Origin of the sequence: Kitasatospora sp. NPDC057965 (genome assembly GCF_042887135.1) — a bacterium.
In the GTDB taxonomy this organism is placed as follows: domain Bacteria; phylum Actinomycetota; class Actinomycetes; order Streptomycetales; family Streptomycetaceae; genus Kitasatospora.
Window position 1 is genome coordinate 12,147 of the sequence record NZ_JBHVPZ010000053.1, and the last position, 18,845, is coordinate 30,991.

17 protein-coding genes are annotated in these 18,845 nt (G+C 75.5%); 5 read left to right on the forward strand and 12 right to left on the reverse strand.

All coding sequences use genetic code 11. The annotated features are described in order from the left end of the window. The first annotated feature begins 92 nt into the window (after nucleotides 1-92). Nucleotides 93-1,022, forward strand: a complete 930-nt coding sequence (locus ACFVVU_RS37665) for an NAD-dependent epimerase/dehydratase family protein (RefSeq protein ID WP_380684079.1) — start codon at nucleotides 93-95, stop codon at nucleotides 1,020-1,022. Between the two features lie 26 nt (nucleotides 1,023-1,048). Here the strand turns inward: ACFVVU_RS37665 and ACFVVU_RS37670 are convergent, their stop codons facing one another. From ACFVVU_RS37670 to ACFVVU_RS37695, 6 genes are all read right to left on the reverse strand, one after another. Then, nucleotides 1,049-1,537 (reverse strand): NUDIX domain-containing protein, encoded by a 489-nt coding sequence (locus ACFVVU_RS37670; RefSeq protein WP_380684078.1) that lies wholly within the window; start codon nucleotides 1,535-1,537, stop codon nucleotides 1,049-1,051. Between the two features lie 29 nt (nucleotides 1,538-1,566). Next, entirely contained in the window at nucleotides 1,567-2,193 is a 627-nt protein-coding gene (locus tag ACFVVU_RS37675; RefSeq protein WP_387794289.1) for a NeuD/PglB/VioB family sugar acetyltransferase, read from the reverse strand. A gap of 26 nt (nucleotides 2,194-2,219) precedes the next feature. Next, nucleotides 2,220-3,014 carry a sugar transferase gene (locus ACFVVU_RS37680; protein ID WP_387794291.1) on the reverse strand — a complete coding sequence of 265 codons (795 nt, stop codon included), beginning with the start codon at nucleotides 3,012-3,014 and terminating at the stop codon, nucleotides 2,220-2,222. A 42-nt stretch (nucleotides 3,015-3,056) separates the two neighbouring features. Continuing rightward, a complete protein-coding gene (locus tag ACFVVU_RS37685) occupies nucleotides 3,057-4,241 on the reverse strand; it encodes a glycosyltransferase (protein WP_387794293.1) in 1,185 nt (394 codons plus the stop codon). Further along, on the reverse strand, nucleotides 4,234-5,076 hold the full coding sequence (locus ACFVVU_RS37690; protein WP_387794295.1) for a polysaccharide deacetylase family protein: 843 nt from the start codon (nucleotides 5,074-5,076) through the stop codon (nucleotides 4,234-4,236). Before ACFVVU_RS37690 ends, ACFVVU_RS37685 begins: the two co-directional genes overlap by 8 nt. Before the next feature lie 248 nt (nucleotides 5,077-5,324). Next, entirely contained in the window at nucleotides 5,325-5,594 is a 270-nt protein-coding gene (locus ACFVVU_RS37695; protein WP_380684073.1) for a hypothetical protein, read from the reverse strand. Nucleotides 5,595-6,022: 428 nt separating this feature from the next. Between ACFVVU_RS37695 and ACFVVU_RS37700 the strand changes: the two genes are divergently transcribed. Beyond that, entirely contained in the window at nucleotides 6,023-7,219 is a 1,197-nt protein-coding gene (locus ACFVVU_RS37700; protein ID WP_380684071.1) for a polysaccharide deacetylase family protein, read from the forward strand. A 623-nt stretch (nucleotides 7,220-7,842) separates the two neighbouring features. Here ACFVVU_RS37700 and ACFVVU_RS37705 read toward each other — a convergent pair. Next, nucleotides 7,843-8,613 carry a glutamate racemase gene (locus tag ACFVVU_RS37705; protein WP_380684070.1) on the reverse strand — a complete coding sequence of 257 codons (771 nt, stop codon included), beginning with the start codon at nucleotides 8,611-8,613 and terminating at the stop codon, nucleotides 7,843-7,845. 66 nt (nucleotides 8,614-8,679) lie between these two features. Between ACFVVU_RS37705 and ACFVVU_RS37710 the strand changes: the two genes are divergently transcribed. Next, nucleotides 8,680-9,810 carry a glycosyltransferase gene (locus ACFVVU_RS37710; protein ID WP_380684082.1) on the forward strand — a complete coding sequence of 377 codons (1,131 nt, stop codon included), beginning with the start codon at nucleotides 8,680-8,682 and terminating at the stop codon, nucleotides 9,808-9,810. A 67-nt stretch (nucleotides 9,811-9,877) separates the two neighbouring features. Here the strand turns inward: ACFVVU_RS37710 and ACFVVU_RS37715 are convergent, their stop codons facing one another. From ACFVVU_RS37715 to ACFVVU_RS37735, 5 genes are all read right to left on the reverse strand, one after another. Continuing rightward, the gene (locus ACFVVU_RS37715; protein WP_387794298.1) at nucleotides 9,878-11,077 is read right to left on the reverse strand and encodes a glycosyltransferase family 4 protein; all 1,200 of its coding nucleotides are present in this window, start codon (nucleotides 11,075-11,077) and stop codon (nucleotides 9,878-9,880) included. A gap of 3 nt (nucleotides 11,078-11,080) precedes the next feature. Continuing rightward, nucleotides 11,081-12,280: a polysaccharide ABC transporter ATP-binding protein gene (locus tag ACFVVU_RS37720; protein ID WP_380684068.1), complete on the reverse strand. Its 1,200-nt coding sequence runs from the start codon at nucleotides 12,278-12,280 to the stop codon at nucleotides 11,081-11,083. After that, complete coding sequence (locus ACFVVU_RS37725) at nucleotides 12,270-13,181, reverse strand: ABC transporter permease (protein ID WP_387794300.1); 912 nt, start codon at nucleotides 13,179-13,181, stop codon at nucleotides 12,270-12,272. The genes ACFVVU_RS37720 and ACFVVU_RS37725 overlap by 11 nt, the downstream gene beginning before the upstream one ends. A gap of 239 nt (nucleotides 13,182-13,420) precedes the next feature. After that, nucleotides 13,421-14,104 (reverse strand): thiol:disulfide interchange protein DsbA/DsbL, encoded by a 684-nt coding sequence (locus ACFVVU_RS37730; protein WP_380715565.1) that lies wholly within the window; start codon nucleotides 14,102-14,104, stop codon nucleotides 13,421-13,423. A 104-nt stretch (nucleotides 14,105-14,208) separates the two neighbouring features. Then, nucleotides 14,209-15,360, reverse strand: coding sequence for a glycosyltransferase family 4 protein (locus ACFVVU_RS37735; protein WP_387794302.1), 1,152 nt, complete (start codon nucleotides 15,358-15,360; stop codon nucleotides 14,209-14,211). A gap of 324 nt (nucleotides 15,361-15,684) precedes the next feature. On the opposite strand from ACFVVU_RS37735, the gene ACFVVU_RS37740 reads away from it, so the two are divergent. Together ACFVVU_RS37740 and ACFVVU_RS37745 are read left to right on the forward strand one after the other, a co-directional pair. Continuing rightward, nucleotides 15,685-16,815, forward strand: coding sequence for a glycosyltransferase family 4 protein (locus ACFVVU_RS37740; RefSeq protein ID WP_387794304.1), 1,131 nt, complete (start codon nucleotides 15,685-15,687; stop codon nucleotides 16,813-16,815). 430 nt (nucleotides 16,816-17,245) lie between these two features. Then, nucleotides 17,246-18,845, forward strand: a 1,600-nt coding sequence (locus tag ACFVVU_RS37745; RefSeq protein WP_387794306.1) for a tyrosine-protein kinase family protein, incomplete at its 3' end; no start/stop codon positions are given.

Genomic DNA, 18,845 nt, shown 5'->3' on the forward strand with positions numbered 1-18,845 from the left:
CCGGGATCCGGCCCACGGCGGGTGACCGCGCGGCTACCATCGGCGCAGGACCGGCCGCGGGGCCGGCCGGTCGTGAGGGGGGAACCTCAGCCATGCGCGTGGTCGTCACCGGCGGAGCCGGATTCATCGGGGCCAACCTGGTCCGGGCGCTGCTGGCCCGGCCCGAGGTGGACCAGGTCCGCGTCGTGGACGACCTCTCCACCGGGCACAAGACCAACCTGGACGGCACCGGCGCCGTGCTCCACGAGGGCTCCGTCCTCGACCCGGCGCTGCTGGACGAGGCCTTCGCCGGCGCCGACGCCGTCGTCCACCTCGCCGCGCTGCCGTCCGTGCCCCGCTCGGTGGCCGACCCGCTGGCCAGCCACCACGCCAACGCCACCGGCACCCTGGAGGTGCTGGAGGCGGCCCGCCGCGCCGGGGGCCTCTACGTGGCCGCCGCGTCCTCCTCCTCCGTCTACGGCGCCAACCGCGAGCTGCCCAAGCGGGAGACCATGCGCACCGCGCCGATGAGCCCGTACGCGGTCAGCAAGCTCGCCACCGAGTCCTACCTGGCGGCCTACCACCACTGCTACGGGCTCGGGGTGCTCCCGCTGCGGTTCTTCAACGTCTTCGGCCCGCTGCAGCCCGCCGGGCACGCCTACGCCGCCGTCGTCCCGGCCTTCCTGGACGCCGCGCTGGCCGGGCGGCCGCTGACCGTGCACGGGGACGGCGGGCAGAGCCGGGACTTCACCTTCGTCGGCACCGTCACCCAGGTGATCACCGAGGCGGTGCTGCGCCGGGTGGTGCACGCCGACCCGGTCAACCTGGCCTTCGGCACCCGCACCTCGCTGCTGGAGCTGATCGGCGAGCTGGAGTCGGTGCTCGGCCACCCCGTCGAGGTGGCGCACGTCGACCCGCGGCCCGGCGACGTCCGGGACTCGCAGGCCGACAACGCGCGGCTGCGCGAGCTGTTCCCGGACGTCCGGCCGGTGCCGCTGCGCGAGGGGCTGGAGCGGACGGCGGACTGGTTCCGCGGGCTGTAGGGCGTGTCCGGGCCGCGAGCCTCCGGTCAGGGGCGCGGCAGGCCGTTCCACTCGAAGCCCGCCTCGGCGTGGCCGGCCACCGCCCGGTGGATCCAGGCGAGTTCCTTCTCGCCCATCGGCGGCAGCGCGTCCAGGGCGTACCAGCCGACCGCCAGGGTCTCGTCCTCGTCCAGCCGGACCTCGCCGCCCGTCGGGCGGCAGTGGAAGACGAGCTCCAGGTACCGCGTCATGTCACCGTTGGGATAGGTGATCTCCGGCGAGACGGTGACCGCCACCAGCCGCTCCGGAGCGGCGATCACCCCGCTCTCCTCCAGGCACTCGCGGACCGCGCCGTCGGCGGGCTGCTCGCCCGGGTCGAGGATGCCGCCGGGCGGCGTCCAGCTGCCGTCGTCGGCGCGCTGGACGAGCAGCACCCGGCCGTCGTCGTCCAGGACGACCGCGACGACGGCGCTGAGCCAGAGCATGCGGGGGCCGACCACGGCGCGGAGGTCGGCGAGGAACTCGGGAATGGCCATGGTCCGCACCCTATCCGGGCGCCGCCGCGTCAGTCCCGGCGCAACGGGCGGGCCGGGGAGCCCACCACCACCTCACCGGGCGGCACGTCCCTGGTGACCACGGCCGCCGCGCCCACGAAGGCGTCCTCGCCGACCTTGCGGCCCTGCAGGACCACGGCGTTGGAGCCGACGGTGGCGCCGTCCGCCAGCAGCACGGCGCCCGAGACGTTCCCCCCCGGGTAGACCGTCACCCGCTCGCCGAGCACGGCGTCGTGCCCGACCGTCGCGTTGTAGTGGACCTGGCTGTGCGCACCGAGCCGCACGCTGCTGGACACGTACGCGCCGCCCATCACCAGGCAGCCCGGGCCGAGCACGGTGTCCGGGGCAATCAGTGCCCGGGGGTGGACCAGGGTGACCGGTGCGGCGCCGAGGCCGTCCAGCAGGGCGGTGAGTCGCCGCCGGACGGCCGGGTCGGCGATCCCGACCAGGTAGCGGTCGCCGGGTGCGAGGTCGGCGGGCCTGCGGACCGGCAGGCCGCGGACGGTGACGCCGTGCCGGTGGTCGTCGAGGAAGCCCGCGACCGGGACGCCGGCCGCGAGCGCGGTGTCCAGCGCCTCGCGGCCGACGCCTCCGGCGCCGGCGATCCAGAGCCCGTCGGGGGCGGTTTCGGGGAGCACGGGGGCCATCCTGCCCGTTCCGGTGGTCAGGACGCCTCCTCGACGGCCGCGTGCACGGGCGACGGCCGGGACGGGACCGTGCGCGCCGGCGCGACCGGCCGGGGCGCCGTGCTCTGCCGGGGCAGGCCGATCACGGCGGGAGCGCGTTCGACGGCGGCGGCACGTTCGAAGGCGGGTGCCCGTTCGAGGGCGGGCGCCCGGTGGTCCGGGGCCGTCGGTGCCGGGGCGCCGGTGTCGGCGGGCTCGGTGGGCGCCGGGAAGCCCGGGTTGACGCCGCCGGCCGCGGTGATCCCGGCCGGGCGCAGCAGCACCTTGACGGTCAGCAGCAGGATCCGCAGGTCGAGCCCGAGCGAACGGTTGCCCACGTACCAGAGGTCGAGCTCGATCCGCTCGGGCCAGGTGATGGAGTTGCGGCCGCGCACCTGCGCCCAGCCGGTCAGGCCGGGCCGGACGTCGAGCCGCCCGCGCTGCCGGGTGGAGTAGTGGACGACCTGCTCGGGCAGGGTGGGCCGGGGCCCGATCACGCCCATCTCGCCGCGCGCGACGTTCCACAGCTGCGGCAGCTCGTCCAGGCTGGTGCGGCGCAGCAGCTCACCGAGCCGGGTGATCCGGGGAGCGTCCGGCTCCTCGGGGAAACGCCTGTCCCGCATGGTGCGGAACTTGAGGATCTCGAACTCCTTGCCGTGCAGCCCCGTCCGGGTCTGCCGGAAGAGCACCGGTCCGCCCATCGTGCAGCGGATCAGCAGGGCGATCAGCAGTCCCAGCGGAATCGCGACGATCCCGGCCAGGACGGTGATCACGAGGTCCCCCCCTCGCTTCATGGTCCTTCCCCCCTGATGCGGTGGTGTGGGTCGTGGATGGGCTCAGCCGACCGTCCAGGGCAGTCCCTTGGCGCGGGCGACGGCCGCGTACGTCGCCAGCGAGACGGCGGCGACCGCCCGCTGGTCGAACTGCGCCGTGGCGCGGCGGCGGGCCGCCGTTCCGAGGCGCTCGCGCAGACCGGGCTCGGTGAGAAGCCGGTCCAGCGCGGTGGTGAGGGCCCGGGCGTCGCCGGGCGGGGCGAGGAGCAGGTGCTCGTCGTGGGTGCCGATCTCGCGGCAGCCGCGGATGTCGCTGAGCACCATCGACAGGCCGCCGGCGGCGGCCTCCATGGCGGAGCGGGAGAACCCCTCCCGGTAGGAGGGGAGCACGAAGACGTCGAGGGCCGCGTAGACGGCGGGCATGTCGCCGCGCGGGCCGAGGAAGGAGACACCCGACTCGGGCCCGTGGGCGTCCGGCTTGTCCGGGTCCTCCGGGCCGATCCAGACGAACCGGGCCTTGCCGGCCAGCGCCCGGGCCGCCTGCGCGTACTCCCGGATGCCCTTCTCGGCGACCCGCCGGCCGACCCCGCCGACCAGCAGCTCGTCCGGCCCGACGCCGAGTTCGGCACGCAGCCCGGCGCGGATGCGGGCGTGTTCGCCCGGGTCGGTGGCGAAGCGGGTGAGGTCCACGCCGTTGCCGACCACCCGCGAGCGGCGGGCCGGGACGGCGCGGGCCAGGGTGCGGCGGTCCTCGCCGTTCTGGTACAGCTCGGCGTGCGAGAAGCGGGCGGCGAAGGCCTCCGCGCCCAGCACGAACGCCCGTTTGGCGAGCGGGTCGTGGGCCTGCGCCCAGAGACCGTGGCAGGTGTTGACGACGACCGGCACGCGGGCGAGCCGGCCGAGCACCCGGCCGAGCACGCCGGTCTTCGGGTTGTGGGTGTGCAGCACGTCCGGGCGGATCCGGTCGAGCACGGCGAGCAGTTCGCGGGCGGCGGCGGCGTCGGCGCGCGGCTCCCAGGCCCGGGTCAGCGCGTGCAGCGGCTCGTGACGCACCCCGATCGCCTCCAGCTCGGGGACGTACGGGCCGGGCGCGCTGATCCCGTAGGTCTGGAAACCGGCCTCCAGGTCGACCTTCAGCTCGGTGGCGAGCAGCAGTTGCAGGCTCATGTCGACGGTGGTGAGGTGGGCGACCCGCAGCGGGCGGCCGCCGGGGCCGCGCAACCGCGGCGGGATCCGGCTCTCAGGCACGGGCGCCCACCGCCTTCGCGGTGGCGACGATCCGGGCGTAGGCGAGCTCGGGGAGCAGGCGGCCGTGGAGCTTGGCGCGGAAGAAGTCGATCGGGTCGGTGCGGCGCACCGGCACCCGGCGCAGCCGGACCGGGTCCACGCCGGGGGTGTTGCGGCCGACCTCGCCGGTCGCGGCCGTCCGGAAGCGGGCCCGCAGGGCCGGTTCCATGTGCGGGACCGGCACGCCCCAGGTGTAGGCGTAGTGGCTGGGGCGCACGCCCAGGTGCTCCTCGACGTCGTCGCCGCAGGCGTCCAGCTCGGCGGTGGAGAGCAGTTCGGGGCGGGCGTGGGTGCGGGTGTGGTTGGCGACCGTGCACAGGCCGGAGGCGGTCATCTCGCGCAGCTGCGCCCAGCTGAGCGCGGGGGCGCCGGTCGCCTTGGCGGTGGAGCCCTCCCAGCGCATCTCGCCGCCGACGTGGCCGCTGGCCAGGTAGACGGTGAACGGCAGGCCGCGCTCGCGCAGCAGCGGCCAGGCGTTGTCGTAGACGTCCGCGAAGCCGTCGTCGAAGGTGAGGACGACGCTCGGGGTGCTGCGGCCGGCCTCGATCCGGTCGGTGGCCTCGTCGAGGGAGACCACCCGCCCGGGCGGCAGCGCGGCGAGCAGGTCGGCCTGGGCGGCGAAGTCGGCGGCGGACACGTCCAGCTCGTCCGGGCTGCCGCCGCCCACCCGGTGGTAGATCAGCACCGTGGCGCCCTCGCCGGGGCTGGTTCCGGCCCGGCGTGCCAGCTGGCGTTTCACCTGGGCCCGGATGCCCCCGCCGACCGGGGCAGTTCCGGGCGCGGCGGTGCCGCTCATCGTTCCCCCCTCTGCGGCACCCTCCCCGGCGCCGGCAAGTGGCCTCGCATCCGGGGCGGTTGGCGCCCCGGACGGACATCACAGTAGGGGGAACTGTGGGGCTGGTGCCCTGGAATTGTGAAAGAAGCGAGAAGGAGTTGGCAGATGGGCTGAAAACCTGCCGATCTGACCGGTTGAACTCGATCGGGTGAGCGATGTTCGAGTGATTCCGAACGCGGGCCCGGATCCGGCCGGTCGGCGCTCCGCTCTCAGGCCGCCGCGCGGCGGCGGCGGAACAGCGCGAAACCGATCCGGCCGAGCAGCAGCACCCCGGCCGCCAGGCAGCCCGCCACCGCCATCGCCCACGCCGGACCGTCACTGTCCGGAACCACGACCGCCACCACGATCCCCAGCGCGAGGCAGGCCAGGCCCACCAGCGCGAGCGGCACCTGGTGGGTGACCAGCGGGCCACCGTGACAGTACCGGGCCATCCGGGTCGCGCCGTGCGGCGGGAAGTGATCACGTTCCGCATCTGCCATGAGCCCAAGGTACCCCGGCACCGCCGCACCGGCAGCATGCTGGGCGCGATCGGGCGGACACCCCGAGTGACGATCGCGGACGGAGAGGCGGATGTTCGAGGAGGTGTTGCGAAGGCCTTCCGGAGGAGTTCCGGAGGACTTTTGAAGGACTTCCGGAGGTGCCCGGGAGGTGTCCCGGGCTCGTTTCGAGCTGGTCCCGGAATGGTTCCCGGTGTGCGAAAAAACCTTGCCCGTCCGGTACAACCATCAACGGGGCGTAGCTGTCTCCCTTACATTGAGCGATCCAGGAGCCGTCCGCGGTGCGGGTTGGGAGTCCCCGCCGTGGACCGGACATACCCAGGGGGCGGAGCCGCCGTGCCCTGGAGTCGGAGGCCGGGCTCCGTCCTCCGGCGGTACCGCCACGCCGCATCGGCGACCGAGGGGGAACCGTGCCGCAGTCCCATTCCACGACGTCGACCTCCGGCCCCACGGCCCGCACCAGGGCCGTGGTGACCGCCCTGTCGGATCTGCGGCCCCCGCCGACCACCGCAGCACCGCCCGGACCCGACACCGTGACGATCGACGGGCAGCCGATCGCCACACCGCCGGCCGCGCGGCCGCCCGCCGTCCTCCCGCCGGGCGGCCGGGCCCTGCGCTCCACCGCCACCCGCACCTGCGCCCCGCCCGCCCACCGGCCGGCCGAGCCCGAGCGGGTCGACCATCCGGCCGGCCACTCGGCCGACGCGCGCGGCGAGTGGCTGCGGTTCGCCCCCGTCCAGCCGCTGTTCCGCGCCCGGGCGGCGCAGCGGCTCGCCGTCCTCGCCTACCACGGGGTGACCGACCCCCGCTCGTTCGGCGCCCAGCTGGACCGGCTGCGAAGACTCGCGACCCCCGTCTCGCTGGCCGCCGTGCAGCAGGCCGTCGCCGAACGGCGCCCGCTGCCCGCCCGCAGCGTGCTGGTGACCTTCGACGACGCCGACCGCAGCGTCCTCACCCACGCGCTGCCCGCACTGATCGAACGCGGCATCCCGGCCGCCGCCTTCGTCATCTCCGAACTGATCGGCACCGAGAAACCGTTCTGGTGGCACGAGGCCGACTTCCTCGCCCGGCACGGCGGCCGCGCCCGCTCACTCGACTGCGGCCACCCCTCGCAGCTGCTCCGCCGGCTCAAGGCGATGCCCGACCCGGACCGCCGGCGCAGCCTCCACGAGCTACGGGTCAGCGCCGACCGGCGCCCGCCCGGCCAGGAACAGCTCACCCCCGCCGACCTGCTCGCCCTGCGCGAGGGCGGCGTCGCCATCGGCAACCACACCCAGGGGCACCCGTGCCTGGGCCGCTGCGACGACGCCACCGTCCGGACGGAGATCACCGGCGCCCACGAGGCCCTCACCCGCTGGCTCGGCGAACCCCCGATCGCCTTCGCCTACCCCGACGGCGGCCACGACGTCCGGGCCGAGACCGTCCTGCAGGAACTCGGCTACCGGCTGGGCTTCCTCTCCGACCACCGCCTCGGCCCCCGGCTCCCCACCCACCCCCTCCAGATCAGCCGCCTCCAGGTGGACTCCACCACCAGCACCCGCCGGTTCGACACCATCCTCTCGGGCCTCGAACCCGCCTACCGCCGCTGGCGCGGCCACGCCGCCTGACCCTCCCCCTCACCCCGCGCAGGAAGTCGCCCCACCGACTTCCTGCGCCCACCCGGAGAAGTCGGCCCCACCAGGGCTCTCGCCCGCCGCCGCACAGAAAGTCGGCCCCGTCGACTTCCCCCGCCGGCGAACCGGCGCAGGCGGCTGCCACCGGCAACACCACGACCACCGCCAGAAGTCGGGCCGGCCAACTCCGCCGCACAGAAAGTCGACCCCGCCGACTTTCCACACCACCACAGCCAGCCCGGGTCGGCGCGCGCCACCAGGCGGCCATGGGCAGCTGCTGCTGCCCGCCCCCTCAGGTCACCCGGCTACCCACCCCGCACGGCGGCGCATCCCGCCGTCGGGGGAAGGCCGCCACCCATCAGACCCACCAAGCACTCGCCAGCCACCGCAGCAAAAGTCGGCGCGGCCCGACGGCTCCCCATGGGGGTCCCGGCGGCATGGCGTGGGTGTGCCGGCATGCTCCGGCTCCGGCCGGGAGCCCTCATCGGGCGACGTGAAGCGGCCGCATCGGCAGAGGTGGGGAAGCCTCTGCGGCGCGACGGACCCGAACACGCAGCGCCTGCCGGCTCGACGAAGTCGGCCGCGGCGGCGCGGGCCGGGGGCGCCGGGCGGGTGGGTCAGGCGGTGGGGGCGGTGAGGGGGAGGGTCTGGGGGTAGGCGAGGGCGGCCGGGGGGAGGGTGGCAGGGGTGCCGGCGTGGAGGACGGTGAGGGTGCCGGTGCCCTCGCGGGTGGGGTCGAGGACGCGGCGCAGGGCCTGGGCGGCGACCGGGTCGGCGGAGCCGTGCAGGGTGAGCGAGGGCAGGGAGGTCGGGGCGACGGCGGCGCGGATGCGGTCGGCGACCAGTTCGTAGTGGGTGCAGCCGAGGACGACGGCCGCCGTGCCGGCCGGGGTGCGGGCGGCCGCGGCGGCGATGGCCGCCTCGATGGCCGCGTCGTCGCCGTGCTCGACGGCGTCGGCGAGCCCGGGGCAGGCGACCTCGGTGACGTCGGCCGTTCCGGCGAAGTCGCGGATCAGCCCGCGCTGGTAGGCGCTGCCGGTGGTGGCGGGGGTGGCCCAGATGGCGACCGGGCCGCCGAGGGCGGCGGCCGGCTTGATCGCCGGGACGGTGCCGATGACCGGCAGCGCGGGCTCCAGTTCGGCGCGCAGGGCGGCGAGCGCGTGCACCGAGGCGGTGTTGCAGGCGACGATCAGCGCGTCCGGCCGGTGCGCGGCGGCGGCCCGGGCGCAGCCGAGGGCGAGCTCGGTGACCTCCTCGGGCGTGCGCGGCCCCCAGGGCATCGAGGCGGGGTTGGAGGAGAGCACCAGATCGACGTCCGGACGCAGCGCCCGGAGTGCGGCGGCGGCGGCCAGCAGGCCGATTCCCGAGTCCATCAGTGCGATCTTCACGGGTCAAGACTTTAGTCGATGGCCCGCGCCGGGCCCCGCGTGCGGCAGACTGCCCGGGTGACCGTCCTGCTGTGGATCGCCGCGCTCTCCCTGCTGGTCTGGCTCTGGCTGGCGGGCTGCCACGGGTTGTTCTGGCGCACCGATGTCCGGTTGCCGCCGCGCCGGCCGCCGGAGCGCTGGCCGCAGGTGGCGGTGGTGGTGCCGGCCCGGGACGAGGCCGAGGTGCTGCCGCTGTCGCTGCCGGGCCTGCTGGCTCAGAAGTACCCGGGACGGGCCCGGGTGGTGCTGGTGGACGACCACAGCACGGACGGGACGGGCGCGCTGGCGCGTTCGCTCGCCGCCCCCGGCGGCCTGGAGCTGACGGTGACCACTCCTCCCCCGCTGCCGCCGGGGTGGACGGGCAAGCTGTGGGCGCTGCGGCACGGGGTGGAGCTGGCCGGTCCGGACGCCGAGTACCTGCTGCTGACGGACGCGGACATCGCGCACGGACCGGACTCGCTGGCCGAGCTGGTGGCCGCCGCGCAGGAGAACCGGCTGGACCTGGTGTCGCAGATGGCCCGGCTGCGGGTGGAGACCGGCTGGGAGCGGCTGATCGTACCGGCCTTCGTGTACTTCTTCGCCCAGCTGTACCCGTTCCGGTGGAGCAACCGGCCCGGTGGACGGACGGCCGCGGCGGCGGGCGGCTGCTCGCTGGTGCGGCGGGAGGCGCTGGAGCGGGCGGGCGGGGTGGCGGCGATCCGGGGCGCGGTGATCGACGACGTGTCGCTGGCCCGGGCGGTGAAGGCCACCGGGGGCCGGACCTGGCTGGGGCTCGCGGAGCAGGTGGACAGCGTGCGGCCGTACCCGCGCCTCGCCCTGCTGTGGCGGATGGTGTCGCGCAGCGCGTACGCCCAGCTGCGGCACTCGCCGGTGCTGCTGCTGGGGACGGTGTTGGGGCTGGCGCTGGTCTACCTGGTGCCGCCGGTGGCGACGGTGGCGGGGCTCGCGGGGGGCGCGTGGCCGGTGGCGGCGGCGGGCGCGGCGGCCTGGGCGCTGATGGCGGGGACCTTCGTACCGATGCTGCGCTACTACGGGCAGCCGCCGGTGGCCGCGCTGCTGCTGCCGTTCACCGCCTCGCTCTACCTGCTGATGACGGTCGACTCGGCGGTGCAGCACTGGCGGGGCCGGGGCGCGGCCTGGAAAGGCCGGACGTACTGAACCGGGGCGGGCGCTCGCGCCGGACGAGGAGGGGCGGGCACCCGCCGGTCGCGCGACGTCGCCCGCGTCACCGCCCCAGCAGCCGCAGCGCGGCCGGCTTGGTGAACTCGTACCGGGTCATCTGCTCCAGGTCCTTCAGCCAGCCCACCGCGCGGCCCGGCCGGGCCAGCACCCGGGCGTAGAGGTCCTCGAAGGAACTGGTCACGCTCTCCAGCGAGAACCGGCCGACCACCCACTGCCGCCCCCAGTCGCCCAGTTCGGCCCGGCGCGCCGGGTCGTCCAGCAGCCCGCGCAGCTGTCCGGCCAGTGCCCCGGGGTCGCGCGAGCCGTCGCCGAAGCCGTACATGCAGCGCGAGGCGTGCGGCTCGACCAGCTGGCCCGGCTCGTGCACCGCGGTGTAGCCGGCCGCGCCGTGCACCACCACCGGCTTGCCGAAGGCGAGGCCGCGCAGCGCCGACCCGCCCATGCCGAGGACGACGTCGGCGGCCTGGTAGGCCGGGCGCGGGTCGGCCAGCTGCCCGGGGACCAGCACCGCCCGGCGGCCGAGTGCCGCGTTGACGGCGGCCGCCCGGGCGCGCAGCGGCTCCAGGCTGGGCCCGGCGCCGACGATCACCAGCCGCACGCGCGGGTCGTCCAGCTGCCGGACGGCGTCCACGGTGAGCTCCGCGCCGGCGTCCTTCTCCAACGCGGGGACCAGCCGGGTGACGATGACCAGCAGCAACTCCTCGTCGCCGATGCCGTGTTCGCGCCGGAACGCCGCCCCGTCGACCAGCCCGGGGGCGTCCGTGGCGGTGTTCACCGGCGGCTCGATGAGGCTGACGTCCCGGTGGCCGAAGGCCCGGCCGTCGCCCATCAGCGCGCCCAGGCCCAGCACCAGCGGCTGGTGCCGGGGCAGGCCGCGCAGCATCCGGATGCCGTAGAAGGTGGTGACCACCGGCAGCCGGCCGTAACGCCCGGGCCCGAAGTAGGAGTTGCGGGCCGCCCGGACCTCCCAGGCGTGCAGCAGCTGGCTGCCGTGCTCGGCGGCCAGCCGGCCCAGCCGGCGCCGGACGTCGGCGTGCGGGGTGTCGGGACCGCCCGCCACCACCACGTCCAGGCCGTGCCCGGCGGCGACGTCGACCAGCGGCGCCGGGCCGGCGACGCCCTGGGCGAACAGCACCGGGTCGTGGCCGCGGTCGCGCAGGGTGCGGGCGATGTCGACCGCGTTGAGCTGGGCGCCGCCCAGGGCCAGGTTGTTGAGATGGACGAGCAGCCGGACCGGTCGCACGCCTCACTCCTCCCAGTGGTGCGGGACGAAGACCGGCGCGGCCAGCACGACGGCGCGCGGCGGGGAGTCCAGCATCGGGCCGAAGACGTCGAACTGGCCGGCCGAGTGCCAGCTCATCAGCGTGCCGCCGTCGGTCCTGCCGATGCTGTAGACGCCGGTCCACAGCGTGTACCGGCCGCGCGGCAGCGGCAGCCGGGGGATCACGCAGGTCACCTCGTGGTCCCCGCCGGCCAGCCGGATCTCGTGGCTGATCTGGAAGATCGGGCTGGAGGTGCCCTCACTGACGCCCAGGTGCAGGGTCGCGTCGCCGCGGTAGTCGCCGCCGAGGGTGAGCTCGACGGTCATCGGCTCGTCGGTGGTGAGGCTCTCCCGGTCCGCGCCGCGCACCTCGTGCTTGAGCAGCTGGACCGGCTCGCCGGTGCGGCCGCCGGCCTCGGACTGCGCCTCGATCGAGTCGCGGTAGCCGGCCATCGCGTCCTTGATCCCGGCGTCCACCCGGATCGAGCCCTGCTCCAGCCAGATGCCGCGCCGGCAGATGGACTCCACGGCGGGCAGGTCGTGCGAGACGAAGACGATGGTGGTGCCCTGCTCGGCGACCTCGCGCATGCGGTCCAGGCAGCGCTGCTGGAACACCGCGTCGCCGACCGCCAGCACCTCGTCGACCAGCAGGACGTGCGGCTCCAGGTAGGCGGCGACGGCGAAGCCCAGGCGCATCTGCATGCCCGAGGAGTAGAACTTCACCTGCCGGTCGATGGCCCCGCCGAGCCGGGCGAACTCCACGATGTCGTCGAAGCGGGTGGCCACCTCGCGCCGCCGCAGGCCGAGCAGCGCGCCGAACAGGTAGATGTTCTCCCGGCCGGTCAGGTCGGGGTGGATGCCGGCCCGGATCTCGATCAGCGCGCCGATCCGGCCGCGCACGTCGATCACCCCGCCGTACGGGTACATCACCCGGGTCAGCATCTTGAGCAGGGTGGACTTGCCGGAGCCGTTGGAGCCGATCAGGCCGACCGACTCGCCCGGCTCGATGTGCATCGAGATGTCGCGCAGCGCCCAGCGCCAGTCCTCGCCCTTCTCGCCGCGCAGCCGGCGGGCCATGGACTCGACCTTGTCGCGCAGCAGCATCCGCTGCTGGTCGGCCTTGAAGCGCTTCCACACCTGGTCGGTGCGGATGGTCCCGAGCGGGAGGGTCCGGCTAGGCGACATCGGCGATCCCCGTCTCCAGCTTCTTGAACAGCAGGTAACCGCCGACCAGGAACACCACCGAGGAGACCGCGGCGATCGTGGTGAGCGTGGCGTCGGGCGCCTGGCCGTACAGCAGGGCGTTGCGGTAGCCCTCGATCACGGCGCCGAGCGGGTTGACGCCGACGTACACCTCCTGGAGGCGCTCCGGGATCTGGGCCAGCGGATAGGCGACGGGGGTGGCGAACACGCCCATCTGGGTGATGATCGGCAGCAGGTGGCGCACGTCGCGCAGGTACACCACGGCCACCGACAGGACCAGGGCGATGCCGTAGGTGAAGGCGAACTGGATGCCCAGCAGCGGCACCACCCACAGGAAGGTCGCGGCGGGGGCCGTCCAGAAGACCAGGAACAGCAGCCCGAGCACGGCGGTGCCGATCAGCATGTCGACGGTGGCGACCAGCATGGTGGCGAGCGGGAAGACCTCGCGCGGGCAGTACACCTTGTTGAGCAGGCTGAGGTTGTTGGCCAGGCTCAGCGCGCCCTGGTTCATGGTGTTGCTGAAGAACTGCCAGACGATCAGGCCGACGTAGGCGAACAGCGGGTACGCGGCGCCCGCGGTGTCGACGTGCACGGCCCGGCGGAACACCAGGGTGAAGATGGCGCACAGCGCGAGCGGGGTGAGTACCGCCCAGGCGAAGCCGAGCACGGCCTGCTTGTAGCGGGCGCGCAGATCGCGTTCGGCGAGCGCGCGGACGAGTTCGCGGGCTCCCCACAGCTCGCGGGCCACCCGGCCCGGGCGGAGCCGGCGTTTGAAGATCAGCTCCGGCGGCGGCCCCTCGGCGGCCGGCGGGCGCCCCGGGGCCCGCGTTGTCTGGCTGTCGCGCTCGTCGACGAGCGGCGCGCGTTGTCCCCCCACGGACACCTGCCCTCTCCGGTACCGGCGGTATCGAGAAGTGGGCCCGTCACGGCGGCTCCTGACGCCGTCGGCGGCGCGGCCCGGCCCCACTCTGGCACAGAGTGTGGCCGCCGGGGGGCGGTTCGGTGAAGGTGATCCGCCCCGCCGGCCGAGGAAGGGCGACGAAGCGGCCGGCCGGCAGCGAGAAGGCGGGCCGGCCGTGGTGCGGCCGGCCCGCCGGGGCGGTCAGGGGTGGTGACGGAGGGTCAGTGCAGGGTGTGGGCCGGGTGGCGCTGCTGGTCCTGGGCGACGAGGTGGTCCATCACCTCGGGCATCGCCTCGACACCGCCGGCGTTGGTCGGCGAGGTGCGGTACTCGCCCTGCACGATCACGGTGGGCAGCTCGTTGATGCCGTGGCGGACGAACAGCCGGGCGGCCTCGTCGACCGCGCGGTCCACCTCGGTCGAGCGGTAGGCGGCGCGGAAGCGCTGCTGGTCGACGCCCTGGCCCTGCGCCCAGGCGGCGGCGGTGTCCTCGCTGGTGAGGTCCCGCCGTTCGGTGTGGACGGCCCGGAAGGTGGCGGTCTGCAGGCGGTCGACCTCGCCGAGGCGCTCCAGCGTGTAGTACAGCCGGGCGTGGCCGCGCTGGACGGCCTCCTCGCGGCTGCCCTGCCAGATGGCCGGCACCCGGCGCAGGTCGACGTCGGAGCGGTGGCGCTCGGTCCAGGCCCGCAGCGGCTCCTCCAGTGCCTGGGAGTGCCCGCAGTCGTACCAGAAGAACTCCAGGGCCTCGGTGCGGGCACTCTCGCGCACCGGCTGGATGGTGTTGAGGTGGGAGAACGGGGTGCCCTCGCGGGGCGGCCGGTGGTTGGCGGCGGCGGCCTGGAGCGGGGACGCGGCGATCCCGGCGGCGAGGGCCAGCAGCAGGGTGGTTCGAAGGATCGGCTTCACAGGGGGGAGTGTGACCCGTGACGGAACGTCATCGGCCAGTCGTCCCGGTGCGTCGGGCCGGGATTCGCCTGAACGGCGCACCCGGCCCGGCGCACCGGGACGCGTCAGCCGAGGCCGCCCGGTCCGCCGCTGCCGCCCGGTCCGCCGCTGCCGCAGATCTCGCTGAACAGCCGCTGCCAGGCGTCGGCCACCACGTCGAGGTCGTTGTGGGCCAGCGCGTGGGCGCGGGCGGCGGCCCCGAGCCCGGTGCGGTCGCCGGCCAGGACCTTGGCCAGCGCCTCGGCGAGGGCCGGCGGGTCGCCGGGGGCGACCAGCGCTCCGGTGACGCCGTCCCGGACCACCGAGCCGACCCAGCCGACGTCGGTGGCGACGGCCGGCAGGCCGGCCAGCGCGGCCTCGATCAGCACCCCGGGCACACCCTCGCTGTCGCTGCTGAGCAGGACGGCGTCCACGGCCCGGTAGAGCGGTGCCGGGTCGTCGAGGGTGCCCAGGAAGTGGGCCCGGGCGGCGGCCGGATGTCGCTCCAGTGCGGAGCGTTGCGGGCCGTCGCCCGCCACGGCGAGCCGCACGTCGGGGAGCCGGTCGAGGGCGTCGAGGGCGAGGTCCAGGCGCTTCTCGGCGGCGATCGCGCCGACCCAGGCGACCAGCAGGCCGTCCGGCGGCAGGCCCAGCTGCTGGCGGGCGGCGCGCCGGTCGGCCTCGTCACGGGCGGGCGGGTAGTGGTCGGCGGCGCGGGCGTTGGGGATGGTGCGGACATTGGCGGCGGGCAGCCGGAAGCGTTCCACGAGCAGGTCGCGGGCGCCGTCGGCGAGGGCGGTGACGGCGGCGGCGCGGTGCAGCAGGGCGCCGGTGCGCAGCCGGCGGACCGGGCCGGGCGTCCAGTGCCGGGGGTCGCCGATGGAGACGTAGACGAACGGGGTGCGGGTGCCGGCGAGGGCGAGGGCGCAGGCGGGGAGGGTGGAGGATCCGTGGGCGACGACGAGGTCGGCGGTGCGGGCGGCGGTGCGCAGGGCGCCGAGGGTGCGCGGGTGGAGGCGGCCGGGGCCGAGGACGGTGGTGGAGCGGGTGTCGGCGGCGTCCGGCCGGGCGTCCGGGTGCGGGGCGAGCGCGCGCAGGGCGGAGGCCTGGCCCCGGCGGCGCAGTTCGTGGTGGAGGTCGCGGGCGAGGCCCTGGGCGCCGCGGCGGCGCGGATCGGTGATGAGGTGCAGGATGCGGGGGCGGGTTCCGGTCTTCCTGACCGGTGTCGCTTCAGGCATGGGAAAGACCTTGGCACAGCCTCCCGCCTGGGACGACCCCTTCGCGCAACCCGGCGGTGGTCCGTACGCCAGCGCGGGTACTCCCGAAAGGCGCCGGGCGGGCGCCGTCGTACGCCCTTCGGGGGGTCGACGCGCCCTGTTCCGCGCTGTCGTGCGCCCCCTGACGGTTCGCCGACGGCCTGCCGGGGCCGCTCCCGGTGTGGCCGAATCGCTGGCGGGCGCCGGTCGCGACCTGCGATGCTGATCGGCAGTCAGGGCGCCGTCCCGGCACGGGAGACCGGGCGCGCCCAGGAGGGCGGGGGTTGGCCTGTGCATGTGCTCTATGTGATCGACAGCGTGAGCCGGGTCGGCGGGGCCGAGCAGGGTCTGGTGGCGATGGCCCCCCAGCTGGTGCGGGCCGGGGTGAAGCTCGACGTCGCGTACCTCAAGGACTCCCCCGGCGGCTTCCAGCCGGAGCTCACCGCGGCCGGGGCGGACGTGTTCGGGGTCGGCCGGCCCTCCCGGGGGCGCACCGTCGCCGCCCTGCACCGGCTGGTCCGCGAGCGCCGCCCGGACCTGGTGCACACCACGCTGTACGAGTCGGACGTGCTCGGGCGGGCGGCCGCGCTGGCCGCCCGCACCCCGGTGGTGACCAGCCTGGTCAACGCGTCGTACGGGCCGGAGCACCGCCACGCGCGCGGGCTGAGCCCGTGGAAGGTGCGGGCCGCGCAGACGGTGGACGCGGCGACCGCGCAGGGCACCCGGCGCTTCCACGCGCTGACCCGCTACGTGGCCGGGGCGATGGCGCGCCGGCTGCGGGTGCCGTCCCAGCGGATCGACGTGGTGCCGCGCGGGCGCGACCCGGAGCGCCTCGGCACGGTGACGCCGGACCGGCGGGCCGCCGTGCGCACGGCGCTGGAGCTGCCGCCGGACGTGCCGGTGGTGCTGGCGGCGGCCCGTCAGCAGTACCAGAAGGGCCTGGACGTGCTGCTGGAGGCCTGGCCCGAGGTGCTGCGCGCCGAGCCGGAGGCGGTGCTGCTGCTGGCCGGCAGCGAGGGCATCGAGAGCGAGCGGCTGCGGGCGCTGGCCTCGGCGACCACCGGGGTGCGCTTCCTCGGGCCGCGCGACGACGTGTTCGACCTGATGGCGGCCTCCGACGCGTTCGCCGTGCCGTCCCGCTGGGAGGGGCTGGGCAGCGCGGCGATGGAGGCGATGGGGGTCGGGGTGCCGCTGGTCGCCGCCGACGTGCCGGCGCTGCGCGAGACGGTGGGCTCGGAGGACTACGCCCGGCTGGTGACGCCGGAGCGGCCGGCCGAGCTGGCGGCCGCGCTGACCGACACCCTGGAGGACCGGGCCTCGGCGCGGGTGCGGGCGAAGGCGGCGCGGGCGCGGTTCCTGACCTCGTTCACGCTGCATCAGGTGTCGGCGCAGATGGTGGAGTTCTACGAGCGCTCGCTGCGGCTGCGGACCGTCTGAGAGCCGGAGGGCGGGCCCCGGAGCGCCCGCCCGGGCCGGGCCGGGGAGCGCCCTGTCCGGATCCCGGCGCTCCGGGCCCGGCCGTCCGGGATCTCCCCGGACCAGTATCGCCAAAGAGGTTGCGCCGCACGTCGGCGCTCGGGAAGCATCGCCGGGGGGACCGGCGGGGGCGGCGGTCGGCACGCACTGTTCGCGGTGCACCGCCGGGCCGGGCCACGCCGTGGGGAGCGCGTCGTCGAGACGTACGTCCGCGAGTCGTCAGGGGGGCGGGTTGCGACATCAGCCGAGGGATTCCACCGTGCCCGTGCGGGCCCAGCGGTCACGCCCCGGGGCGTGACACCCCAGCGGTACCCGGACCCGCCGTGCTCCCGTGGGGGCGCGACGGGCGCTGACAGCACCACCGCACCACGAACGCGAGGGGATCCAACCGGTGGAACCGGCAAACCACTTCACCGTCCTGCGGCGCTACTGGCGGCTGCTCGTCGGCTGCACGCTCGCCGCGCTGGTCGTCGGCTGGCTGCTGACCCCGGCCGGCGACACGGTGGACAACGCCAAATGGAAGTGCAAGGTCGCGATCACCCCGGTCGCCGGCGCGGGCGACACCGTCCGCGCCGACCAGGTGCTCTCCTACGCGCAGGGCGCGGACGTCGCGGCGGCGGCCGCCAAGGCCCTCGGCATCGCCGACGCCTCCGAGGCGATCGCCCGCCGGACCGTCACCGCGGACAGCCCCCAGATGCTGACCATCGCCACCACCGGCCCGACCAAACAGTCCTGCTCGGACCTGGCCACCGCCTACTCGGCGGCGATCATCAAGGGCTACAGCGACGAGTCGGCCCGCAGCGCCGCCGAGACGATCAAGAAGCTGCAGGCCCAGGCGGACACCCAGCAGCAGCAGCTGAACGACATCCAGGCCCAGTACAACCGCTCCTCGCCCGCCGACCAGCCCAAGCTGCAGCCCAAGCTGACCGCCGCCGCCACCTCGCTGACCACCACCCTCACCACGATCAGCAAGCTGGCCAACGGCGCCCAGACCGACGCCATCCAGCAGTGGGGCAGCATCGACGCCCGGCAGGGCACCAGCAACCTGCTCTCCTCCCCCAGCCGCGGCATGCGGCTCGGCCTCGCGGTGGTGCTCGGCCTGGCGCTCGGCGTGGTCGCCGCGCTGATGCTCAGCCGGATGGACACCAGGCTGCGCAGCCGCAACGCCGTCGAGGAGGCGTTCAACCTGCCGGTGATCGGCGAGGTGCCGCACCTGTCGCGCCGCCAGCGGCGGGTGCGCGAACCGCTGGTGCGCGCCCGGCCCTCCGACCCGGCCGCCGAGGCGTACCGCTCGCTGCGCTCGACGCTGCTGCTCACCGGCCCCGACTCGCTGGCCCGCCCGGCCGGCGGCGAGGACCGGGACCCGGCGCGGGCGGTCGCGCGCCGGCTCGCCGAGACCGCGCCGGTGGTCCTGGTCGCCTCCGGCGGCAGCCGCGACGGCCGGACCATCACCATCGCCAACCTGGCCGCCGCGCTCGCCGAGACCGGCCGCGAGGTGCTCGTCCTGGACTGCGACTTCCGCCACCCCCAGCTGCACGCCCACCTCGGCGTCGGTGACGGGCCGGGCATGGCCGAACTGCTCAGCGGCGAACGGCTCGGCGAACTGGACGACCTGATCCGGCCGACCAACGTCGACGGCGTCTCGCTGATCACCGGCGGCAACACCACCGCCTACCCGGCGGCCCTGGTGCTGCGGGCCGCCGAGGTGCTGCGCCGGGCCCGCCGGCACGCGGACGTCATCCTGGTCGACACCTCGCCGCTGCTGCACGCCAACGATGCCTACGACCTGGTGCAGCACGCCGACGCGGTGCTGGTGACCGTGCGCAGCGGAAACGTCACTCCGGAACAGGCCGACCGGGTGGCCGAACTGCTCTCCCGCACCGGGGTTCCGGTGGCCGGGGTGGCGCTGCTCGGCACCTACGGGCCGGCCGGCGGACGGCGGCGCGCCCCGGCGGGCGGCTCCGGGGCGGGCGCCGCGGCCGGCCGGGGCG